General features: G+C 70.5%; 20 protein-coding genes. 11 read left to right on the plus strand and 9 right to left on the minus strand.

Annotation, left to right across the window (positions count from 1 at the left end):
- Positions 1–18 precede the first annotated feature (18 nt).
- The 3 genes from EDD92_RS12980 to EDD92_RS12990 form a co-directional block, all read right to left on the minus strand.
- Complete coding sequence (locus tag EDD92_RS12980) at positions 19–1,917, minus strand: FUSC family protein (protein ID WP_123964448.1); 1,899 nt, start codon at positions 1,915–1,917, stop codon at positions 19–21.
- Between the two features lie 611 nt (positions 1,918–2,528).
- A complete protein-coding gene (locus EDD92_RS12985; RefSeq protein WP_123964449.1) occupies positions 2,529–3,260 on the minus strand; it encodes a hypothetical protein in 732 nt (243 codons plus the stop codon).
- A gap of 125 nt (positions 3,261–3,385) precedes the next feature.
- On the minus strand, positions 3,386–4,162 hold the full coding sequence (locus tag EDD92_RS12990; protein WP_123964450.1) for a nucleotidyltransferase domain-containing protein: 777 nt from the start codon (positions 4,160–4,162) through the stop codon (positions 3,386–3,388).
- Between the two features lie 113 nt (positions 4,163–4,275).
- On the opposite strand from EDD92_RS12990, the gene EDD92_RS12995 reads away from it, so the two are divergent.
- The 6 genes from EDD92_RS12995 (at position 4,276) to EDD92_RS13020 (ending at position 7,791) form a co-directional block, all read left to right on the plus strand.
- Positions 4,276–4,914 carry a class I SAM-dependent methyltransferase gene (locus tag EDD92_RS12995; RefSeq protein ID WP_123964451.1) on the plus strand — a complete coding sequence of 213 codons (639 nt, stop codon included), beginning with the start codon at positions 4,276–4,278 and terminating at the stop codon, positions 4,912–4,914.
- Between the two features lie 195 nt (positions 4,915–5,109).
- Positions 5,110–5,901 (plus strand): N-acetyltransferase, encoded by a 792-nt coding sequence (locus EDD92_RS13000; protein WP_123964452.1) that lies wholly within the window; start codon positions 5,110–5,112, stop codon positions 5,899–5,901.
- The gene (infA, locus tag EDD92_RS13005) at positions 5,898–6,122 is read left to right on the plus strand and encodes a translation initiation factor IF-1 (protein ID WP_010981942.1); all 225 of its coding nucleotides are present in this window, start codon (positions 5,898–5,900) and stop codon (positions 6,120–6,122) included. The genes EDD92_RS13000 and infA overlap by 4 nt, the downstream gene beginning before the upstream one ends.
- 162 nt (positions 6,123–6,284) lie before the next feature.
- Positions 6,285–6,701 (plus strand): RidA family protein, encoded by a 417-nt coding sequence (locus EDD92_RS13010; protein ID WP_123970372.1) that lies wholly within the window; start codon positions 6,285–6,287, stop codon positions 6,699–6,701.
- 8 nt (positions 6,702–6,709) lie between these two features.
- A complete protein-coding gene (locus EDD92_RS13015) occupies positions 6,710–7,309 on the plus strand; it encodes a gamma carbonic anhydrase family protein (protein ID WP_123964453.1) in 600 nt (199 codons plus the stop codon).
- Between the two features lie 11 nt (positions 7,310–7,320).
- Positions 7,321–7,791, plus strand: a complete 471-nt coding sequence (locus tag EDD92_RS13020) for a GNAT family N-acetyltransferase (RefSeq protein WP_123964454.1) — start codon at positions 7,321–7,323, stop codon at positions 7,789–7,791.
- Between the two features lie 43 nt (positions 7,792–7,834).
- On the opposite strand, the gene EDD92_RS13025 is transcribed toward EDD92_RS13020, so the two are convergent.
- From EDD92_RS13025 to EDD92_RS13035, 3 genes are read right to left on the minus strand one after another with little or no spacing between them, the layout of a single operon-like run.
- Positions 7,835–8,806 (minus strand): MBL fold metallo-hydrolase, encoded by a 972-nt coding sequence (locus tag EDD92_RS13025; protein WP_185124002.1) that lies wholly within the window; start codon positions 8,804–8,806, stop codon positions 7,835–7,837.
- Positions 8,793–9,557: an aspartate/glutamate racemase family protein gene (locus EDD92_RS13030; RefSeq protein ID WP_123964456.1), complete on the minus strand. Its 765-nt coding sequence runs from the start codon at positions 9,555–9,557 to the stop codon at positions 8,793–8,795. Before EDD92_RS13030 ends, EDD92_RS13025 begins: the two co-directional genes overlap by 14 nt.
- A gap of 5 nt (positions 9,558–9,562) precedes the next feature.
- Positions 9,563–11,038 (minus strand): NCS1 family nucleobase:cation symporter-1, encoded by a 1,476-nt coding sequence (locus EDD92_RS13035; RefSeq protein ID WP_123964457.1) that lies wholly within the window; start codon positions 11,036–11,038, stop codon positions 9,563–9,565.
- Between the two features lie 149 nt (positions 11,039–11,187).
- Between EDD92_RS13035 and EDD92_RS13040 the strand changes: the two genes are divergently transcribed.
- Positions 11,188–11,859 carry a GntR family transcriptional regulator gene (locus EDD92_RS13040; protein WP_123964458.1) on the plus strand — a complete coding sequence of 224 codons (672 nt, stop codon included), beginning with the start codon at positions 11,188–11,190 and terminating at the stop codon, positions 11,857–11,859.
- 127 nt (positions 11,860–11,986) lie between these two features.
- On the plus strand, positions 11,987–12,673 hold the full coding sequence (locus tag EDD92_RS13045; RefSeq protein WP_123964459.1) for a hypothetical protein: 687 nt from the start codon (positions 11,987–11,989) through the stop codon (positions 12,671–12,673).
- Here the strand turns inward: EDD92_RS13045 and pip are convergent.
- Both pip and EDD92_RS13055 read right to left on the minus strand, forming a co-directional pair.
- On the minus strand, positions 12,660–13,628 hold the full coding sequence (pip, locus tag EDD92_RS13050) for a prolyl aminopeptidase (protein ID WP_123964460.1): 969 nt from the start codon (positions 13,626–13,628) through the stop codon (positions 12,660–12,662). The two genes, EDD92_RS13045 and pip, sit on opposite strands and share 14 nt — an antisense overlap.
- A 38-nt stretch (positions 13,629–13,666) precedes the next feature.
- Positions 13,667–14,359, minus strand: a complete 693-nt coding sequence (locus EDD92_RS13055; RefSeq protein ID WP_123964461.1) for a uracil-DNA glycosylase — start codon at positions 14,357–14,359, stop codon at positions 13,667–13,669.
- Positions 14,360–14,432: 73 nt separating this feature from the next.
- On the opposite strand from EDD92_RS13055, the gene EDD92_RS13060 reads away from it, so the two are divergent.
- The 3 genes from EDD92_RS13060 (at position 14,433) to EDD92_RS13070 (ending at position 15,763) form a co-directional block, all read left to right on the plus strand.
- Entirely contained in the window at positions 14,433–14,666 is a 234-nt protein-coding gene (locus tag EDD92_RS13060; protein ID WP_030933147.1) for a hypothetical protein, read from the plus strand.
- Positions 14,667–14,726: 60 nt separating this feature from the next.
- Complete coding sequence (locus EDD92_RS13065; RefSeq protein ID WP_123964462.1) at positions 14,727–15,158, plus strand: SRPBCC family protein; 432 nt, start codon at positions 14,727–14,729, stop codon at positions 15,156–15,158.
- An 83-nt stretch (positions 15,159–15,241) separates the two neighbouring features.
- Positions 15,242–15,763 carry an RNA-binding S4 domain-containing protein gene (locus tag EDD92_RS13070; protein ID WP_123964463.1) on the plus strand — a complete coding sequence of 174 codons (522 nt, stop codon included), beginning with the start codon at positions 15,242–15,244 and terminating at the stop codon, positions 15,761–15,763.
- A gap of 52 nt (positions 15,764–15,815) precedes the next feature.
- Here the strand turns inward: EDD92_RS13070 and EDD92_RS13075 are convergent, their stop codons facing one another.
- The gene (locus tag EDD92_RS13075; RefSeq protein WP_123964464.1) at positions 15,816–16,262 is read right to left on the minus strand and encodes a DoxX family protein; all 447 of its coding nucleotides are present in this window, start codon (positions 16,260–16,262) and stop codon (positions 15,816–15,818) included.
- Positions 16,263–16,306: the final 44 nt, after the last annotated feature.

A 16,306-nucleotide genomic window follows, 5' to 3' on the forward strand; every position in this document is an offset into this window, starting at 1 on the left:
GCGGTGGCGGCGCGGGTCCTACACGGCGCGGGGCAGCTCGGGCAGGCGTAGCCCCGTCCGTTCGCGCCCCTTCTCGAACTGCCCCAGCAGCTCGGCGAGTTGCTCCCGGTGGCGGGCGGGCAGACGCCCCGAGTCGTCCAGTTGCACGGCACAGGCGGTGGTCGTGTCGACGAGCTGTTCGAGGATGGCGACGACGTCGTCCGCGCCCTCCGAGTGGCGGGCGAGTGCGGGGAGTTCGGCGGCGGCGAGGGCGATGGCGGTGTGGGCTTCGGCGAGTGTGCGGTAGGCCTCACGGCGGAGGGTCCAGCGGGTGGCCCGGGAGTCGGGGCCGGCCATCGGGTCGCGGGCCTCACGCAGAACATGGGCGAGGTAGGCGTGCGCGGCGCTGCCCGCCGCGACGAGCCGGGCCTGCACCGTCCCGCCCCGCTGCCCCGGCATCGGCAGATGCCCGACGATGAGGACGATCACGCAGGCCAGCAGGGTCTCACCGATCCGGCCGGCGGAGGCCTGCGGCTCCCCGCCGACCATCACCAGGGCGAGCACGAGCACCGTGACGACGGCGGTCTGCGCGGCGAAGTGCCGGGTGGCGACGGGGATGAGAGCCCCGCTGACGGCCACGAGCGCGACGAGCCCCTCGGGCCGGGGCAGCACGGCGGCGAACCCGGCGAAGACGAGGGCCCCCAGCACCGTCCCGGCCGCCCGGCACAGCACCCGCGAGACGAGCGGCCCGAGGTCGGGCTTGACGAGGAAGACGGCGGTGGCGGGCAGCCAGTACCAGTGCGCGTGCTGCCCGTACCAGCGGGCGTGGTGCAGAGCCTGCGCCACGGCCGCGCTGGCCCCGAAGCACAGGGCGACCCGCAGCCCGTACTCCCGCCCGCCGGCCCCGAAGGCGATACGGAAAAGGTCCTTGGCCGTACGCCGACGGGTGTGCAGGTCGCCCCCTTCTCCCTGGTCGAAGGCGTCGGCGGCGTGCAGCAGGGCGTCGTCGAGGGCGCGCAGGGCGGGAGCCGAGCGGTGGGGTGCGGGCAGCGGCCCGGTGTGCGTGTTCTCCCGTACGGCGGCCGCGAGCCGCCGGGGCCCTTCGGATGCCCGCCCGCTGACGGCCTCCCCGGCCCACGCGAGAGCCGTCGCGGCCTCTGCGAGAGGGAGGGCGGCGGCGTACTGCGCGTGCAGCCGCCGCTCCGCGGACGAGGAGGCGTAACGCCGCAGCCGGGGGCCGGCGAGGGCGTCCTGCGCATGGTCGAGGGCCGCGGTCAGCGCGGCACGGCGCGCGATGCCGTCCTCCGAGCCCGCCGCATCGAGCAGATCGGCCACGGCGTCGTACACGGCCGCTACGGCATCCCGCTCCCCGTCGAACCGGAAGTCACCGGCGGTGGCACCGGGGGTGGGGAGCAGCAGCCGCAGGGCGAGCAGCCACCCGGCGCCCGCGAGAAAGGCAAGGGCCCGCAGCCATCCCGCCTCCGGGACCGGCATCCCGGCCCCGATCGCGGAGGCGACGAGCAGCTGCGTCCCGGCACCGGAGGCGACGGGCCCGACGGCGCTGATGCCGCCGGCGAGAAGCCCGATGCCGGTGAGCAGGAGGGTGAGCACGACCGCTCCGACATGCTCCCCGGCATACGTCCCGGCGAGCAGCCCACCGGCCCCCGCGAGCGCGGGCACCCCGAGCCGCTTGACAGAGGCGCGCCGGCTGCCGGGCCGGTCGTTGATCCCGGCGAGCATGGCGGCGATGGCGGCGACGACACCGAGGGAGGTGCGGTCGAGGAGCACCGCCGCGAGGAGGAGCGGCCCGGCGGCGAGAGCACCGCGCACGACTGCGCTCCAGGGGATGGGGCCGCGCTGGGCGCGGAGGGTGTGGGCGAGCCAGGGCGGGAGGGCGAAGGGGCGGCGATCACCGGTGCGGGCGGTGGGGCGGGACACGGGGGCTGGGCTCCTGTCGTCTCGGCGAGGGCCGGGGGTGGGCCTTCGGGCGACGGTGGCCGAATTACGGGTTGTGGTTTCCACGGTAGATCGCGTCGTTGGAGCGAACGGGAGGATTGTGTTACCGGGATGTGACGGTTGGCCGGAAAGCCGCGTTCTTTATGAACGCAACTCCCCGTTGAACGCAGGCGGGCCCGGGGGCGTAGCCTGCCCCCGGGCCCTGTGATGCCGTCCACATTCACACGCCGGCACGCTTGAGAACCCAGATCAGTCGTTAAGTCGTCGCGTCCTGCCTTTGGACCACCGCACATCGAGCTGTGCGGACTGGACTTGAACCAGCATTTCGACGCGCTGGGGCCTGGGCCCGGTCGATCCGGCGATCGACGGCGAATGCTGAGTCTGGAGCGAGAGTCTGAGTTTGATCGCGGTCTGCCTCTGCCAATTGGGCTACCGCGGCACGGGGAACACTGCAATGGGGGACCACTGCAATTGCTCTTGATGCCGCGGGGAGGGTTCGAACCTCCACTGGAACCGCGCAGTCACGACAAGCTTCAGCTTCAGCTTGCGCTCTTCGCGCACCCCGGCCGCAAAGGACCGAGGAGTCTCAAAGGCTACCCGAACAGGTAGCCGAACACGGCGTCACCGACCCGCTGGTCGACGACGTCCGTGCCGTTCGCCTCCTCACGTGCGAACTTCACGGCCTGCTGCAACTTCTCGACACGGTCGAGGAGTTCGTTGACGCGGCGGGCGGGGAGAGCACCGGAGAACTTCACGGTGGTCCAGTACCCGACGGGAATGTCCTCGTAGTAGACCTCGACCTGAGCGGGATGCTTCTCGGTCGCCTCGGCCTTGACGTGGTTGCGCGGCACCTTCTTGGTCCGCAGCGTCCGCACCGGCTCCGTCTTCCAGGCATCGGTGGAGGGGTCCTGCACCCACGACTCGGAGGCGTCGAGAACGGGCAGCTTCCGTACGAAGGTGTTGAGATCGACGAGCTGCTTCTCGAGAAACAGCAGATAGGAGACGGGGACGTCCGCCACGAGCACCCGCCCGTCCACCTTCACGTCGGCACGGGCGGTGCAGTTGGCCCAGTCCTTGGTGGCGGTCACGTCGAACAGCCGGGTCAGGGTCGCCGCGGTTTCCCGCAACACGTCCTCGGCCTGCACCTGCACCCGCGTCGACTCGGGCGGCAGCTGCTCGCCCTCCTCGTCCTTCGGCTGGTACGTACGCGAGATACCGGCCAGCAAAGCGGGCTTCTGCAGCCCGTGATGAGCGGTCGTCAGGTCCTGGTGCGCCTTGGACTTGATGCCCTTCTCCACTGCGATGATCTGATTGAGTTTCGCCACGTCTGGGACGTTAGCAGCGACAACTGGGGCAGCTCGAAGGATTATTCGCCGCTGTCAGTGGACGTTGCGCCCGCCAGAACGCCTGCGTGGCACAAGCCTTGCCGGTACGGGCACCGTATGGGAGCTCACGTGGACGCAAGGGCACGCCCGAAGAGCGCCTCCGCGTCGACGATCACCCGTGTCAACACCTCGGGATCCGAGCCCAGTTGCTCGAGTACCGAGTCAAGCCCCCGCAGCCCGGCCCGCTCCAGCAGCCGCTTCTCATTCGTCACCCACTCCCCTCGTGCGGCCAGCACGGCGTGCCCGGTCTGTACGGCCGCCGTGGCGACGGCCCCGGCGACCTCGGTGAGGCGGCCGTGTGGGGCGTGGTTGGCCTTCGCGTAGGCGAGCGTGACCTGGGCGGTGCCCCGCCAGCGCTTGGCGGCGGAGACCCGCAACTTCGCCGGATACCCGGCCGGCCGGGGCGCCTCACCCCGAAGCACGCGATTGACCGCCAGTTCGGCAACGACCAGATAGCTCGGAATCCCTGCGAGATGGAACATCAACGGTTCCACCCTGAACCGCCCCTCCTCCGCCTCCGCCAACTCGTGCTCGACGACATCGAGATCGCGGTAGTGGACGTCGACGCGACGCCCGTCGATCGTCAGCCAGGCACCTCCGTTGAAGACACCGCCGCCCCATCCCCCGACTTCGGAGACCTCACCCTCCCAGCCGAGGGCACACAGGTCGGCGGGGTCGAAAGGCCCTCGGTAGTAGACGGCCAGGTCCCAGTCGCTGTCGGGCCGGTGCGTGCCCTGAGCGCGGGAACCGCCGAGGGCGACGGCCCGGACAGTGGGAAGGGTGGCGAGGCGGTCGGCGACGGTGTCGAGGAACTCCTGGTCGTCTCTGGTCATCTCCACCATGCCGGCCATCCTGCCAGGGCGTGACCGACACCACCTCATCGACGTGGGCAGCGGCCGCAGCGCCTACGGCACTCTCACCCTGTACGACGACGACCGCCCTCGAGGGGAACAGCATGCAGACCGAAGACGGACGAGTACTTGCGCAGTTGGAGCAGGCTCTCCAGCCCTCCGCCCCCATCCCCCCGGGTGACAACTGGGCCGCGGCCCCCGATCTGCTGCTGTACCTCGTGGAGCAGATACGGTCGCGGCGCCCCGCACTCATCGTCGAACTGGGCAGCGGCACCTCCACGTTGTGGCTTGCGACGGCCCTGCGCACCTTCGGCATACCAGGCCGCGTTGTCAGCCTGGAGCACGATCCGGCCTATCGCGAACAGACCGCGCAGGGACTCGACCGCCTGGATCTCGGTGACTTCGCCGAGGTGCGGCTTGCTCCGCTGGAGCAGTTCACCATCCAGGGCGAGACCTGGCCGTGGTACGCCGAATCGGCCTGGCGCGATCTGACGGGTTGTGGCCTGCTGTTCGTGGACGGTCCTCCCGGATGGTCCGCGCCACTCGCCCGCTACCCGGCCGTCCCCCTGCTCGGCAACGCCCTCACCCCCGGAGCCGCGGTCCTCCTCGACGACCACGATCGCGCCGATGAGCAGGCCATAGTTGCCCGCTGGCTCCAGCAGCATCCCACCTGGTCCCTCGAACGCCTCGCACACCGGAAGGGAACGGCGGTGCTGCACGTCCCGGACACGGAACCGAGTTGAGAGCTCGAAAAAATGGTTTGAGCGAGGCCGAGACCCGCTGTTACTTCCCTGATGGACCGTGAAGTCGTCGTATGGAGGTGAGACCCGTGAACACAGTTACCCATGGGTGCTCCCTCAACCCGTCACGGTCCGGCGGCTGACGTTCGGTGTCGCCAGGAGCGCCTGAGATCGAGGCACTCCTGGAGGGAGACTCCGATGAACACAAAGCCTTTCACATCCGGCCTGGGCGAGAACGTGGTAGTGATCACGCGCGTCGCGGACAGGCAATGGCATGCACTGGAGGACGACCTGGTGGTCGGCCGCGGGCATGCGCAGCGCAGGCCCGACGGACGCCTGTTCGTCAGTATCGACGCCTGGCACGACGCCACCTTCGACCGGCTTGCCGAAGCGATGACGGCCCAACTGCCGACGCCGCTGTACACGGTGGTCGACGAAGCCGACGTCGAACTGACGGCCCGCTGGCGGCGGGCCGGTTTCACGATCCGGCGCCGCGAGTGGGAGTACGTCGTGCCGACCGACCCGCAGATCACAGGGCTCGAAGCGGTCCTGCCGCCCTCGGGCGTGACGATCGTGCCCGCCGGCCAGGCGGACGAGGGCCTGCTACGGGCGGTGGACCGCGCGATCCGTGACGAGGTCGAGGCGAGCGTCGGGTGGCAGTCGATGCCCGCGGAGGTGATTCCCCGCCTCGACGGGGACACCATCGTCGACCCGTCGAAGTACGCGGTGGCCGCGGTGCCGGATCGCTACCTGGGTCTGATCCGGGTGGTGACGGCGATCCGGCCGCGCATCGGGCTGGTCGCGGTCCGGGCCGGCGAGCAGCGCCGCGGCATCGCGCGGGCGCTGCTGGCCCACGCGCTGGGGACGCTGCACCGCTCCGGGTTCGCCACGGCCTGGGCCGAAGTCCACGAGTCCAACCGAGCAGCCTCGGCGCTGTTCGAGGGCATCGGCGCCAGGCCCGCGAGCAGCAACCTGGAGCTGGTGCGATGACGAAGAACAAGAACGTCATCGAGGTCGAGGGCAAGGTCGTCGAGTGCCTGCGCAGCGCCATGTTCACCGTGGAGCTCGAGAACGGCCACCAGGTGCTCGCGCACATCAGCGGGAAGATCCGCAAGAACTACATCAAGATCATGCTGGAGGACCGGGTACTGGTGGAACTCCCACCGTACGACCTGACGCGCGGCCGGATCGTGTTCCGGTACCGGAACTAGCGGCGGCCGGCACCTACCACGGCAGCTGATCCTGGGGCCCCGGTCACGGCGTTTCCACATGACCGGGGCCCGACCTGAACTCGGAGGGAAATTCGGATGCGCTCCCAGCGGCCGGACTGGACCATCGGTGAGTTGTCCGTCGCCCACCCCGGGAGCCGCCCCATGGTCCGCCGCGTCACCGTCCCGTCCCTCTTCCCGCCGCCCCGCTACTCCCACGCCTCCATCGTCGAAGCCGGCACCAAGCTCGCGTTCCTCGCCGGCTCCGTCCCCCTCGACGCCGAGGGAAGGCTGGTCGGCGAGGGCGACCCCGTGCGGCAGACCGAGCAGGTGCTGGCGAACCTGGAAGAGCAACTACGCGCGGTCGGGAGCGACTTGGCCCACGTTGTGGCCACCGACGTGTACGTCGTCAGCAGTGAGACCGCCGTGCTCTCCGCCGTCTGGGACGTCGTCGAGGCGTCCGGGCTCAGTGTCGGGCCGCATTCCTCGACGCTGATCGGCGTGGCGTGTCTGGGGTACACGGGGCAGCTGGTGGAGATTACAGCCACCGCCGTAGTTCCCGAGCTTTCCCGAGTCTCGTAAGAGGTCGCATGTTGATCGAGCATCGCGGGCGGCGTCCCGTCGTCCCCGATTCCGCGTACGTCGCCCCGACAGCTGTCCTGTGCGGCGCCGTGACCCTCGGCGAGCGGGCCAGGGTGCTGCACGGCGCCGTGCTCACCGCAGAGGACGGGGAGGTCCGCGTCGGCTCGGACGTCGTCGTCATGGAGAACGCGCTGGTGCGTGGGCGGGCCGGGCACCCCGCCTTCATCGGTGACGCCGTGCTCGTCGGACCGCACGCCCATGTCAACGGCGCGACCATCGAGGACGAGGTGTTCGTCGCCACCGGGGCCTCCGTCTTCCCGGGTGCGGTCGCGGGCGCCGGCTCCGAGTTGCGGATCAACAGCGTGCTGCACGTCAACTCGGTGCTGCCGCCCGGCACCGTCGTACCCATCGGCTGGATCGCGGCCGGGACGCCCACCGCTCGGCTCTTCGCACCCGGCGAGCACGACGAACTATGGGCCGAGCAGCAGCAGTTGGACTTCCCCGGCACGCTCTACGGTGTCCCGCGCGGAACCTCCATGCGGGACATCATGGCGCGCCAGGTCGACTACTACGGCGCCCATCACCAAGACCTCACCCTCGACGACTGACGGGATCGCACTTGCCTTCCGAAGCCTTTCCCACAATTCTCCGCCGAGCCGCCTCGGGCCCCGATGCCGTCGCCGCGGCCGACGTCTGGCTGTCCTCCTTTTCCGCCGCCCTGCCCACGGTCGTCAGCCCCCGCTCCGCCGACGACGTGCGCACCTACTTCCGGGACGTCGTCGTACCCCTGCGCGAGACCTGGGTCGCAGACGCCGGAGCCGAGGATGGCATCGTCGGCTTGATGGTGCTCCACGGCGACGAGCTCTCCCAGCTGTACCTGCGTCCCGACTGGCGTGGGCGCGGCATCGGTGACCGTTTCGTCGCGCTCGCGAAGGAACGGAGTCCCGGCGGGCTCAACCTGTGGACCTTCCAGGTCAACAAGCCGGCCCACCGGTTCTACGAGCGGCACGGCTTCGTCGCCGTCGAGTACACCGACGGCAGCGGGAACGAGGAGCAGGAGCCGGACGTGCAGTATGTGTGGCGCCCATGAACGCTCCTGAACGCCCCTGAATACCCTTGAATGCCCTTGATGTTCAGGGCCTCCCGGGACCGTGGTCCCGGTACGCCCATGCCGCCGCCTGCGCCGCGAGCCCGACCACGTCCACCTCTCCCGTGTCGCCGTCCAGGTGCCGGTACTCCACCGCCGTGAGGATCACGATCCGTTCGCGCAGGCCCAGGTGGTCGTGGAAGCCGGGGGCGAGGATGTCGGCGGCGGCCTCGCCCGCCGGGACGCCGGCCGCATGGTGGGCGTGGACGAGGGCTTCCAGCTCTCGCAGGTAGGCGACGTAGCCGCGGACGTCCTCGACGCTCATCACCGGCCCGTGTCCGGGAATCACCACCTCGGGGTCCAGGGCCAGGATCGTCTCGCAGGCCGCGGCGACCCGGGCGAGCGGGCCGTCCCAGTGGACGGGGTGGTCGTCGGCGAACAGGACGTCCCCCGCACACACGACTCGCTGCCCGGGCAGATGGACTATGAGGTCACCGGCCGAGTGCGCGGGGCCCACCTCGATCAGTTCGGCCTCGATGTCGCCCACGGTCAGGGCGTACCGGCCCGAGAAGGTGGTGGTGGGCGGGACGGCCTCCGCACCCTCGTACGTGTAACGGCCGAAGTGCTCGCGCGCGTACCAGCCCAGCGGCTGGTCGGCCGGTGTCTGGTGGGTGAGGAAGTGCATCTGCTGCGGGGAGGGTTCGCGGCAGAGGTGCTCCGCGCTCGCCTTCGTGGCGATGATCTCGGCACCCGGGAAGCAGCCGTTGCCGAACGTGTGGTCACCGTTGACGTGGGTGTTGACGATCGTCGTCACGGCTGCCGCGCCCGCGGGCAGGACCGGGCGGGCCGCGGCGAGCAGGGCCTCGGTCATCGGCTGGTCGTAGGGGGTGTCGACCAGGGCCGCCTGCTCGCCGGAGGTGATGAGCAGGCAGTTCGCGAAGCCCCAGGTGCCCGCGTGGCCCGGGGACCACAGGTGGAGTCCGTCGGCGACCGGGAGGAGTCCGTCAGGAAGGTTCATGGCGCTCATTGTCGGGGACGGTGATCGCGAGTTGTGCGGGCGGTGCGCCCCACGCCCTCCTCTTCGGCACCGGCTTCGCATAGCTCCCCGCCCGGCTGGTCGTCAGTTCCAGCGCCACCAGCGACTCCGCCAGTTTCACGGCCGCCCCGACCCCGTCCACGACCGGCAGCCCGAGCTTGTCCCCCACCACCCGCTGCAGTCCGGTCATTCCGGCGCACCCGAGCACCAGGACCTCGGCCCCGGCCTCCCGTGCCCGTTCGGCAGCCGTCAGGAAAGCGGCCTCCGTGCGGTCCGGGTCGCCCAGGTCGAGGACTCCCAGGCCGGTCCCGACGACGGCGGCGCAGTTGCGCCCGACCCCCGCCAGTTCGAGGCTGTCCTCGATCTGGCCGCACGACCGCTCCAGCGTCGTCACGACCCCGTACCGGCGCCCCAGCAAGCAGGCCAGATGGGCCGCGGCCTCCGTGATGTCGACGACCGGGACGTCGACCAACTCCCGTACGCCTTCCCGCCCGTGCTCCCCGAAGCCGGCCATCACGACGGCGTCGTACGACGGGCCCTCGTACGTGCGCAGCAGGTCGATGACGGCCGTGGCCGACAGATAGCTGTCGAGCCAGCCCTCCGCCGACTCCGGTCCCCATGCGGGGGTCAGACCGCACACGGTGGTGCCCGGGCCTGCGGCGGCCCGGGCACCTCGTACGATCTCCTCGGTCATCTCCTGCGTGGTGTTGCAGTTGGTGACGACGATCCGCACGCTCGTCAGACCTCCACGGCAGTCGGTTCGGTGGCGCGTTCGGTGGCTCGCTCGGACCGGCAGATCACCAGGTACAGGCCGGCGCCGAGGGCCGTGCCGATGAACCAGGAGTACGGGGCCACGTCGCTGAAGGTCTTCACCAGGGCGAGTACCGCCGCGACCGCCGCCGACGGCAGGAACGCCGCCAGCGCCTTGGGGTTGACGCCCTTGCGGTAGTAGTAGCGGGAGCCGGGGCGGGCGTCGAAGAGCTCGTCCACGTCGACGCGGCCGCGCTTGACGAGGTAGTAGTCGACCATGATCACGCCGAACAGCGGGCCGAGGAAGGCGCCGAGGCCACCGAGGAAGTAGTTGACGACCGTGGGGTTGGAGAACAGGTTCCACGGGGTCACGACCAGGGCCGCCACCGTGCTGATCATGCCGCCGACCTTGAAGGTGATCTTCTGCGGCCAGACGTTGGCCAGGTCGTACGCCGGTGAGACGAAGTTGGCGACGATGTTGACGCCCATGGTGGCGACGGCGAAGGTGAACGCGGCCACGACCAGCACCCAGGTGTTGCCCACCTTCGCCACCAGCTCGGCGGGGTCCGTGATCGCCTGGCCGAACACCTCCAGCGAGCCGGCCGTGACGATCACCGACACGACCACGAAGGCCGTGGAGTTGATGGGCAGGCCCCAGAAGTTGCCGCGGCGGACGGTGCGGTAGTCGGGTGCGAAGCGGGAGAAGTCGCAGAAGTTGAGCATCAGCGTGCCGTAGGTGGCGAGGATCAGGCCGATCGCACCGAACCACTGCCGCCACTGCTCGCCGGTCGAGACCGGGTGCGGGGTGGAGGTGAGCGAGATGCTCCAGTCGGCCTTCGACAGGACCCAGATCGCCAGCGCGATCATGACGAGCCAGATCGCCGGGCCGCAGAAGTCCTGGAACTTGCGCACGGACTCCATGCCCTGGCTGATGATCAGCGCCTGGATCAGCCACAGCGACAGGAACGACACCCAGCCGAGCGCGTTGAGGCCCAGGAAGGAGTGGTGCGTCCAGGACTCCAGGCCCGGCCAGGCGGCCAGCAGCATCACGTTGACGGCGACGGAGGCGAGGTAGGTCTGGATGCCGTACCACATGATGGCGATCACGGCCCGGATGAGGGCCGGGATGTTGGCGCCCCAGACGCCGAAGCTGATGCGGCTGACGACCGGGAAGGGCACGCCGTGGCGCTGGCCGATCCTCCCCATCCAGTTCATGCCGATGTAGATGATCACGAAGCCGACGAGCAGGGAGGTGAAGACCTGCCACACGTTCATGCCGAGCACCAGCAGGCCGGCGGCGAAGGTGTAGTTGCCGAGGTTGTGGACGTCGGACATCCACATGGCGAAGAGGTCGAAGACCTTCCAGTTGCGCTTCTCTGCGGGCGCGAGGTCTTCGTTGGTGAGCCGGGGATCGGGGACGAACGCTGGTGCGCCGGTGGCTTCGGCACGGTCGGCGAGGGACACGGGGCCTCCAGGGGACGGGGCGGAGGGTGGAGACGGCACACGGTTTGGTATACCAAACTGCGGACATGGTCCCGCCGTCAAGCATTCCGACCGATGTCGTCATTGTTAACGCTCGGTAAAACAGCCCCGGTGTCGGAGAAGATGGCTCCATGAGCTCCACGACGACGAAGATCGAACCCCTGGGCGCGGTCCGCGAGCGGGTCCTGGCGAGTCTGCGGCAGGAGATCATCGCGGGCAGCCTCCGCCCTGGTGACCGGCTGGTCGAGCGGGAGCTCGCCGAACGGCTCGGGGTCTCCCGGGTGCCGGTCCGCGAGGCGATCCGCGCGCTGGTCGCCGAGGGGTTCGTCCACTTCGAGACGCCGCGCCGCACGGTCGTACGCCGCCTCACCCCGCACGACGTCCAGGAGCTCTTCGAACTGCGCGAGGCGCTGGAGGTCTACGCCGCCGGGCTCGCCGCGGCGCGCGCGACACCGCAGGACCTGGCCCAGGTCGAGGAGCTGCTCGACCTCGCGGCCACCGCGACCGAGGCGGGGGACGCGGAAGCGATCACGGACGTCAACAGCCGCCTGCACGACCGCATCGTGGCCATGGCAGGCAACAGCCTGCTGACCGAAGCCCTGGAGCCGGTCGCCGGGCGACTGCGGTGGATGACCCGGCGGAACGAGGAGTGGCCCCAACTCCTCGTGGAACACCGCGAGTTGTACGAGGCGATCGCCTCCGGGGACCCGGACCGCGCCCGCACGCACGCCCTCGCCCATGTGCGCACCAACTACCGCTCGACGGTGCGACATCTGTTCGGCGAGGGCGAGATGCCCGACTGACATCGCCCTGGAAAATCCCGCCCCGACTCGACCCCGGACGCTCTACTCTGCTGCTCGACGATCAATCAGGCGGGGGACGACAGTGGCGCGCGCAGCGAGACTCAGTGGCATTTCCATTGCCATGCTCATGACCTTCAGCCTGCTGGCCGCATGCGGGTCCGGGGACGACTCGCACAAAGGCGCCGCGCCGGACAGGACGGCGAAGGCCGGGACGTCCGGTTCACAGGCCAGAACGCTGACCGCGACGGCCCTGGAACAGGCCGCAGTCAAGGGGACCGACGTCGACGGCTACGAGGCGGAGCGCTCGTTCACGTCCGTCGGCTCGTCGCACAAGGCGACGGATCCCGAGGAGTGCGCTCCCGTCATGCACGCGGTCGGAGGAGGCAGCGGTTTCGCCGCCACCGCGCGGGTCGGCCGGTCCGTCTACCCGAAGAAGGCCGGCAGGCCGACGCGGCTGACCCTCTCGTCGCACAGCGTCGCGGACGCGGTGCGGGTGATGGACCAGCTGCGGACGGCCGCCGCGAAGTGCGGCAGCTTCAAGGACGTCACCGCGGACCTCGCCTACGAAGGCGTCAAGGTTCAGCCCGACTCCGGTTACGGCGACGAGTCCGTGTCCCTGCGGCTGACGCAGCTGGTGACGGGAGCCGGATACGACGACGCCGTCCGGGTTCCGTATGCGCTGCTGGCCGTCCGGCAGGGGGCGACGGTCGCCATGTTCAGCACGTCGGGCCGGGGCAAGGAAGCGGCCGCCGTACCGGACGTTGTCGTCAGCACCCAGCTCAAGAAGCTCGGCGCGCAGCTCACCTCCGAGTGACCGCGTACTTGTCCGTCGCCGCCACCAGCGCATCGGCGACTCCCGGCGCCCCCGCGTCGTGCCCGACCTCGTCCACGACGATCAACTCGCTGCCGGGCCAGGCGTGGTGGAGCCGCCAGACGGTGCCGAGGAGGTTGCCGAAGTCGAGACTGCCCTGGACGAGGGTGCCGGGAACGTCCTTGAGCAGCGACGCGTCCCGCAGCACCACGCCTTCGTCGTTGCCCTCGCCGAAGAAGCAGTCGTTGCCCCAGTAGTGCGTGACCGTCCGCGCGAAGCCCATGCGGAACTCCGGGTCCTCGAAACGCCGGACCGAACGCGGCGGCGCGGGAATGGTCGCCGTCTCCCAGTCCGTCCAGGTGCGCGCCGCCCGCTCCCGTACGGCGGGGTCGGGGGACTCGAGGAGGCGGTTGTACGCGGCGGCGAGGTTGCCGTCCCGCTCGTCGGCGGGCAGTTCGGCCAGGAACCGCTCGAAGGCTTCCGGGAAGATCTTTCCCAGTCCCCGGGTCAGCAGCGCGTGTTCGGCGTCGGCGCCGGTGGCGACGAGGGTCAGGACCAGCTCGGACACCGCCGCCGGATGCGTCTGTGCGTACCGCAGCCCGAGCACCGAGCCCCACGAACCGCCCCACACCAGCCAGCGCTCGATCCGCAGGTGAGCACGGAGCAGCTCCAGGTCGGCGACGAGATGAGCCGTCGTGTTGACCCTCATGTCGGTGTCGTACGCGCTCGCATGCGGCGTCGAGCGTCCGCAGCCGCGCTGGTCGAGCAGCACGATGCGGTACGCGTCCGGGTCGAAGTAGCGTGCGAAGAACGGGGAGCAGCCGGAGCCCGGCCCGCCGTGCAGCACCAGCGCGGGCTTGCCGTGCGGGTTGCCGCAGGTCTCCCAGTACACGCGGTTGCCGTCGCCGACGTCGAGCATGCCGTGGTCGTAGGGCTCGATGTCCGGGTAGAGGGGCATCCGGGCACCGTAACGCTCCTACGGCCGTCCCCGCCCCCTCATTTCACGCGCAGTCCCGCCGCCTCCCCCGCCCTGCGCAGTACGTCCCGCAGCATCTCGGGGGTGAGCTTGCCGGTGAAGGTGTTGCGCTGGCTGACGTGGAAGCAGCCGAAGAGATCGAGACCGTCCAGCGGCACGCGTGCGCCGTGGGCGAAGACGGGCCGTGGCCGGGGCACCGTCCAGCCCGCCTCTGCGAACGCGGGCAGCGCGGCCTGCCAGCCGAAGGCGCCGAGCACGACGACCGCACGCAGGGTCGGCCGCAGCAGCGTGAGCTCCTGGACCAGCCAGGGGCGGCAGGTGTCGCGCTCCCTCGGGGTGGGCTTGTTCTCGGGCGGGGCGCAGTGCACGGGCGCGGTGACGCGGACGCCGTGCAGTTCCAGGCCGTCGTCTGCGGCCACCGACGTGGGCTGCGAGGCGAGGCCGATGTCGTACATCGCCCGGTACAGCACGTCCCCGGAGCGGTCGCCGGTGAACATGCGGCCGGTGCGGTTGCCGCCGTGGGCGGCGGGCGCGAGGCCGATGATCAGGAGCGAGGCGTCGGGGGGACCGAAGCCGGGCACGGGACGCGCCCAGTACGTCCAGTCCTGGAAGGCCGCGCGCTTGGTCCGCCCGACCTCCTCCCGCCACTCCACGAGCCGCGGACACGCGGCGCAGCCTGCGATACGGGTGTCGAGCTCGGCCAGGCTGTCCATGCCCCCACCGTATGACCACCGGATGGGCGGACGCCGAGCGGCGGGTCCGCCGATCCCGGCCCATGCTGGAGTCATGGACGTACAACCCCCTGTCGTCCCTCCTGTCGTCGTGCTTCCGCCGCAGTCGGACGGCGGACGGCGCGTGACGATCCGCGGCAAGCGCGTCGGCACCGCCTACACCCTCTTCGACGTGCTGGACTTCCTGCACAGTGCTGGCCTGCCCGCCGAGGAGGACCGGGCCGTCGACGACCCCGAGCTGATCGAATGGCGGGGTGGCGGGCCGTACGTGTGGAACGGCACGACGTAGCCGCCGGGCGCACACTGGGGGCACAGGCCATGCGGCATGAGCCGAACCTGGAGGTGGGCCATGAGCACCCTCGAAGAACACGTCGACGTCGGAGTTCCGATCGACCAGGCCTGGGACAGCCTCCACCGGGTGGAGAACTACTCACGCTTCGTGGAGGGAGTGCGCGAGGCCCATGCGGAACCGGAGGGGCGGGCGCATCTGGACGTCGAGGCCGGCGGCCGGGACCGGGGATTCGACGCCGAGGTCTCCGACCGCCGCGGGGAACGCGTGATGGAGTGGCACACCATGGGCACCCCCGAGCTGACGGGCTCCTTCTCCCTGCAGCCGATCGACCGGAACCACACCCGGGTCCAGGCACGCCTCGAGTACGACCCCGACGCCCTCAGGGCGGCCTTCGGCGGTCCGAGGGGCTTCGCCCAGGCCAGCACGATCGAGCGGATCGTCCGCACCGATCTGCTGCACTTCAAGAAGTACGTGGAACGCGGGCGCTGACGCGCGGCGGCCGCCGGGGCAGTGAAGCCGTACCGCTCGGCGTCCGCCCGGTTCACCCTCTTCGGGGAGCTAAAGTCGGGACCATGGCTTCCGAAGCTGACGAGGAGAGGGGCGGGCCGGCCCCCGCCGAGCAGGCGGCGCCCGAAGCGGTCGACCCCAAGATCGCCGCCGCCATCGCCGCCGCAGAGGCCGCGGGCCCGGCGGACGGCGTGGCCGTACGGATCGACAGCTGGATCTGGGCCGTGCGTCTGGCCAAGACCCGCTCGGTCGGCGCGGCCGCCTGCAAGGGCGGGCATGTGCAGGTGAACGGGGTGCGTGTGAAGCCCGCGCACACCGTGCGGATCGGTGACGAGGTGCGCGTGCGGCAGGAGGGCTGGGAGCGGATCGTCGTCGTCAAGCGGCTGATCCGCAAGCGGGTGGGCGCCCCGGTCGCCGCCCAGTGCTACGTAGACAACTCGCCGCCCCCGCCGCCTCGCGTGCCCTTCGCCGCCCCGGCCGGCATCCGCGACCGCGGCACGGGCCGCCCGACCAAGCGGGACCGCCGCGACATGGAACGCCTGCGGGGGCTCATGGAGGGCGGCAAGCCGAGGCCGAGCGGACGATGACACACGGCGGTGGCGTCCGGCTCGGACCGGACGCCACCTGCGGCTTCGGGGCTCACACCCGTCGTCGTACGAGCTTCAGCAGTTCCCCGGTGGAGCCCCGCCGGGCCCAGGCGATGAGGGCGAGCGGCACGATCAGGATCAGCGGGGTCACGGCGTTCTGACCGTCGAAGACGGTGGTCTGGACGACGAACGCGCCCACCATGAGACCGCTCAGTGCGATCGCCGCGACCGACTGCAGCACCGGGATCAACAGGGCCACCGCACCGGCCAGTTCGAGGGCGCCGATCGTGTACATGCCCGTGCTGCCCCAGCCGATCTTGTCGAAGGCGTCGGCGGCGTAGTGGTTCCCGATCAGCTTGGGCAGGGCGCTTGCGATGCCGTAGAAGAGGGCGAGCAGTACCTGCAGGGTGCGCAGGGCGATCCGGGCGCGGCGGCCGCGGGCGGTCGCGGACTCGGCGACGACGGGGGCGGAGGCGACGCGGGCGGTGGTCTCGGACATGGGGTTCTCCTGTGGTGAGCGGTTCGTCGTGCTGTCACAGGGAT

The sequence above is a fragment of the Streptomyces sp. TLI_185 genome, assembly GCF_003814765.1.
Lineage (GTDB): Bacteria > Actinomycetota > Actinomycetes > Streptomycetales > Streptomycetaceae > Streptomyces.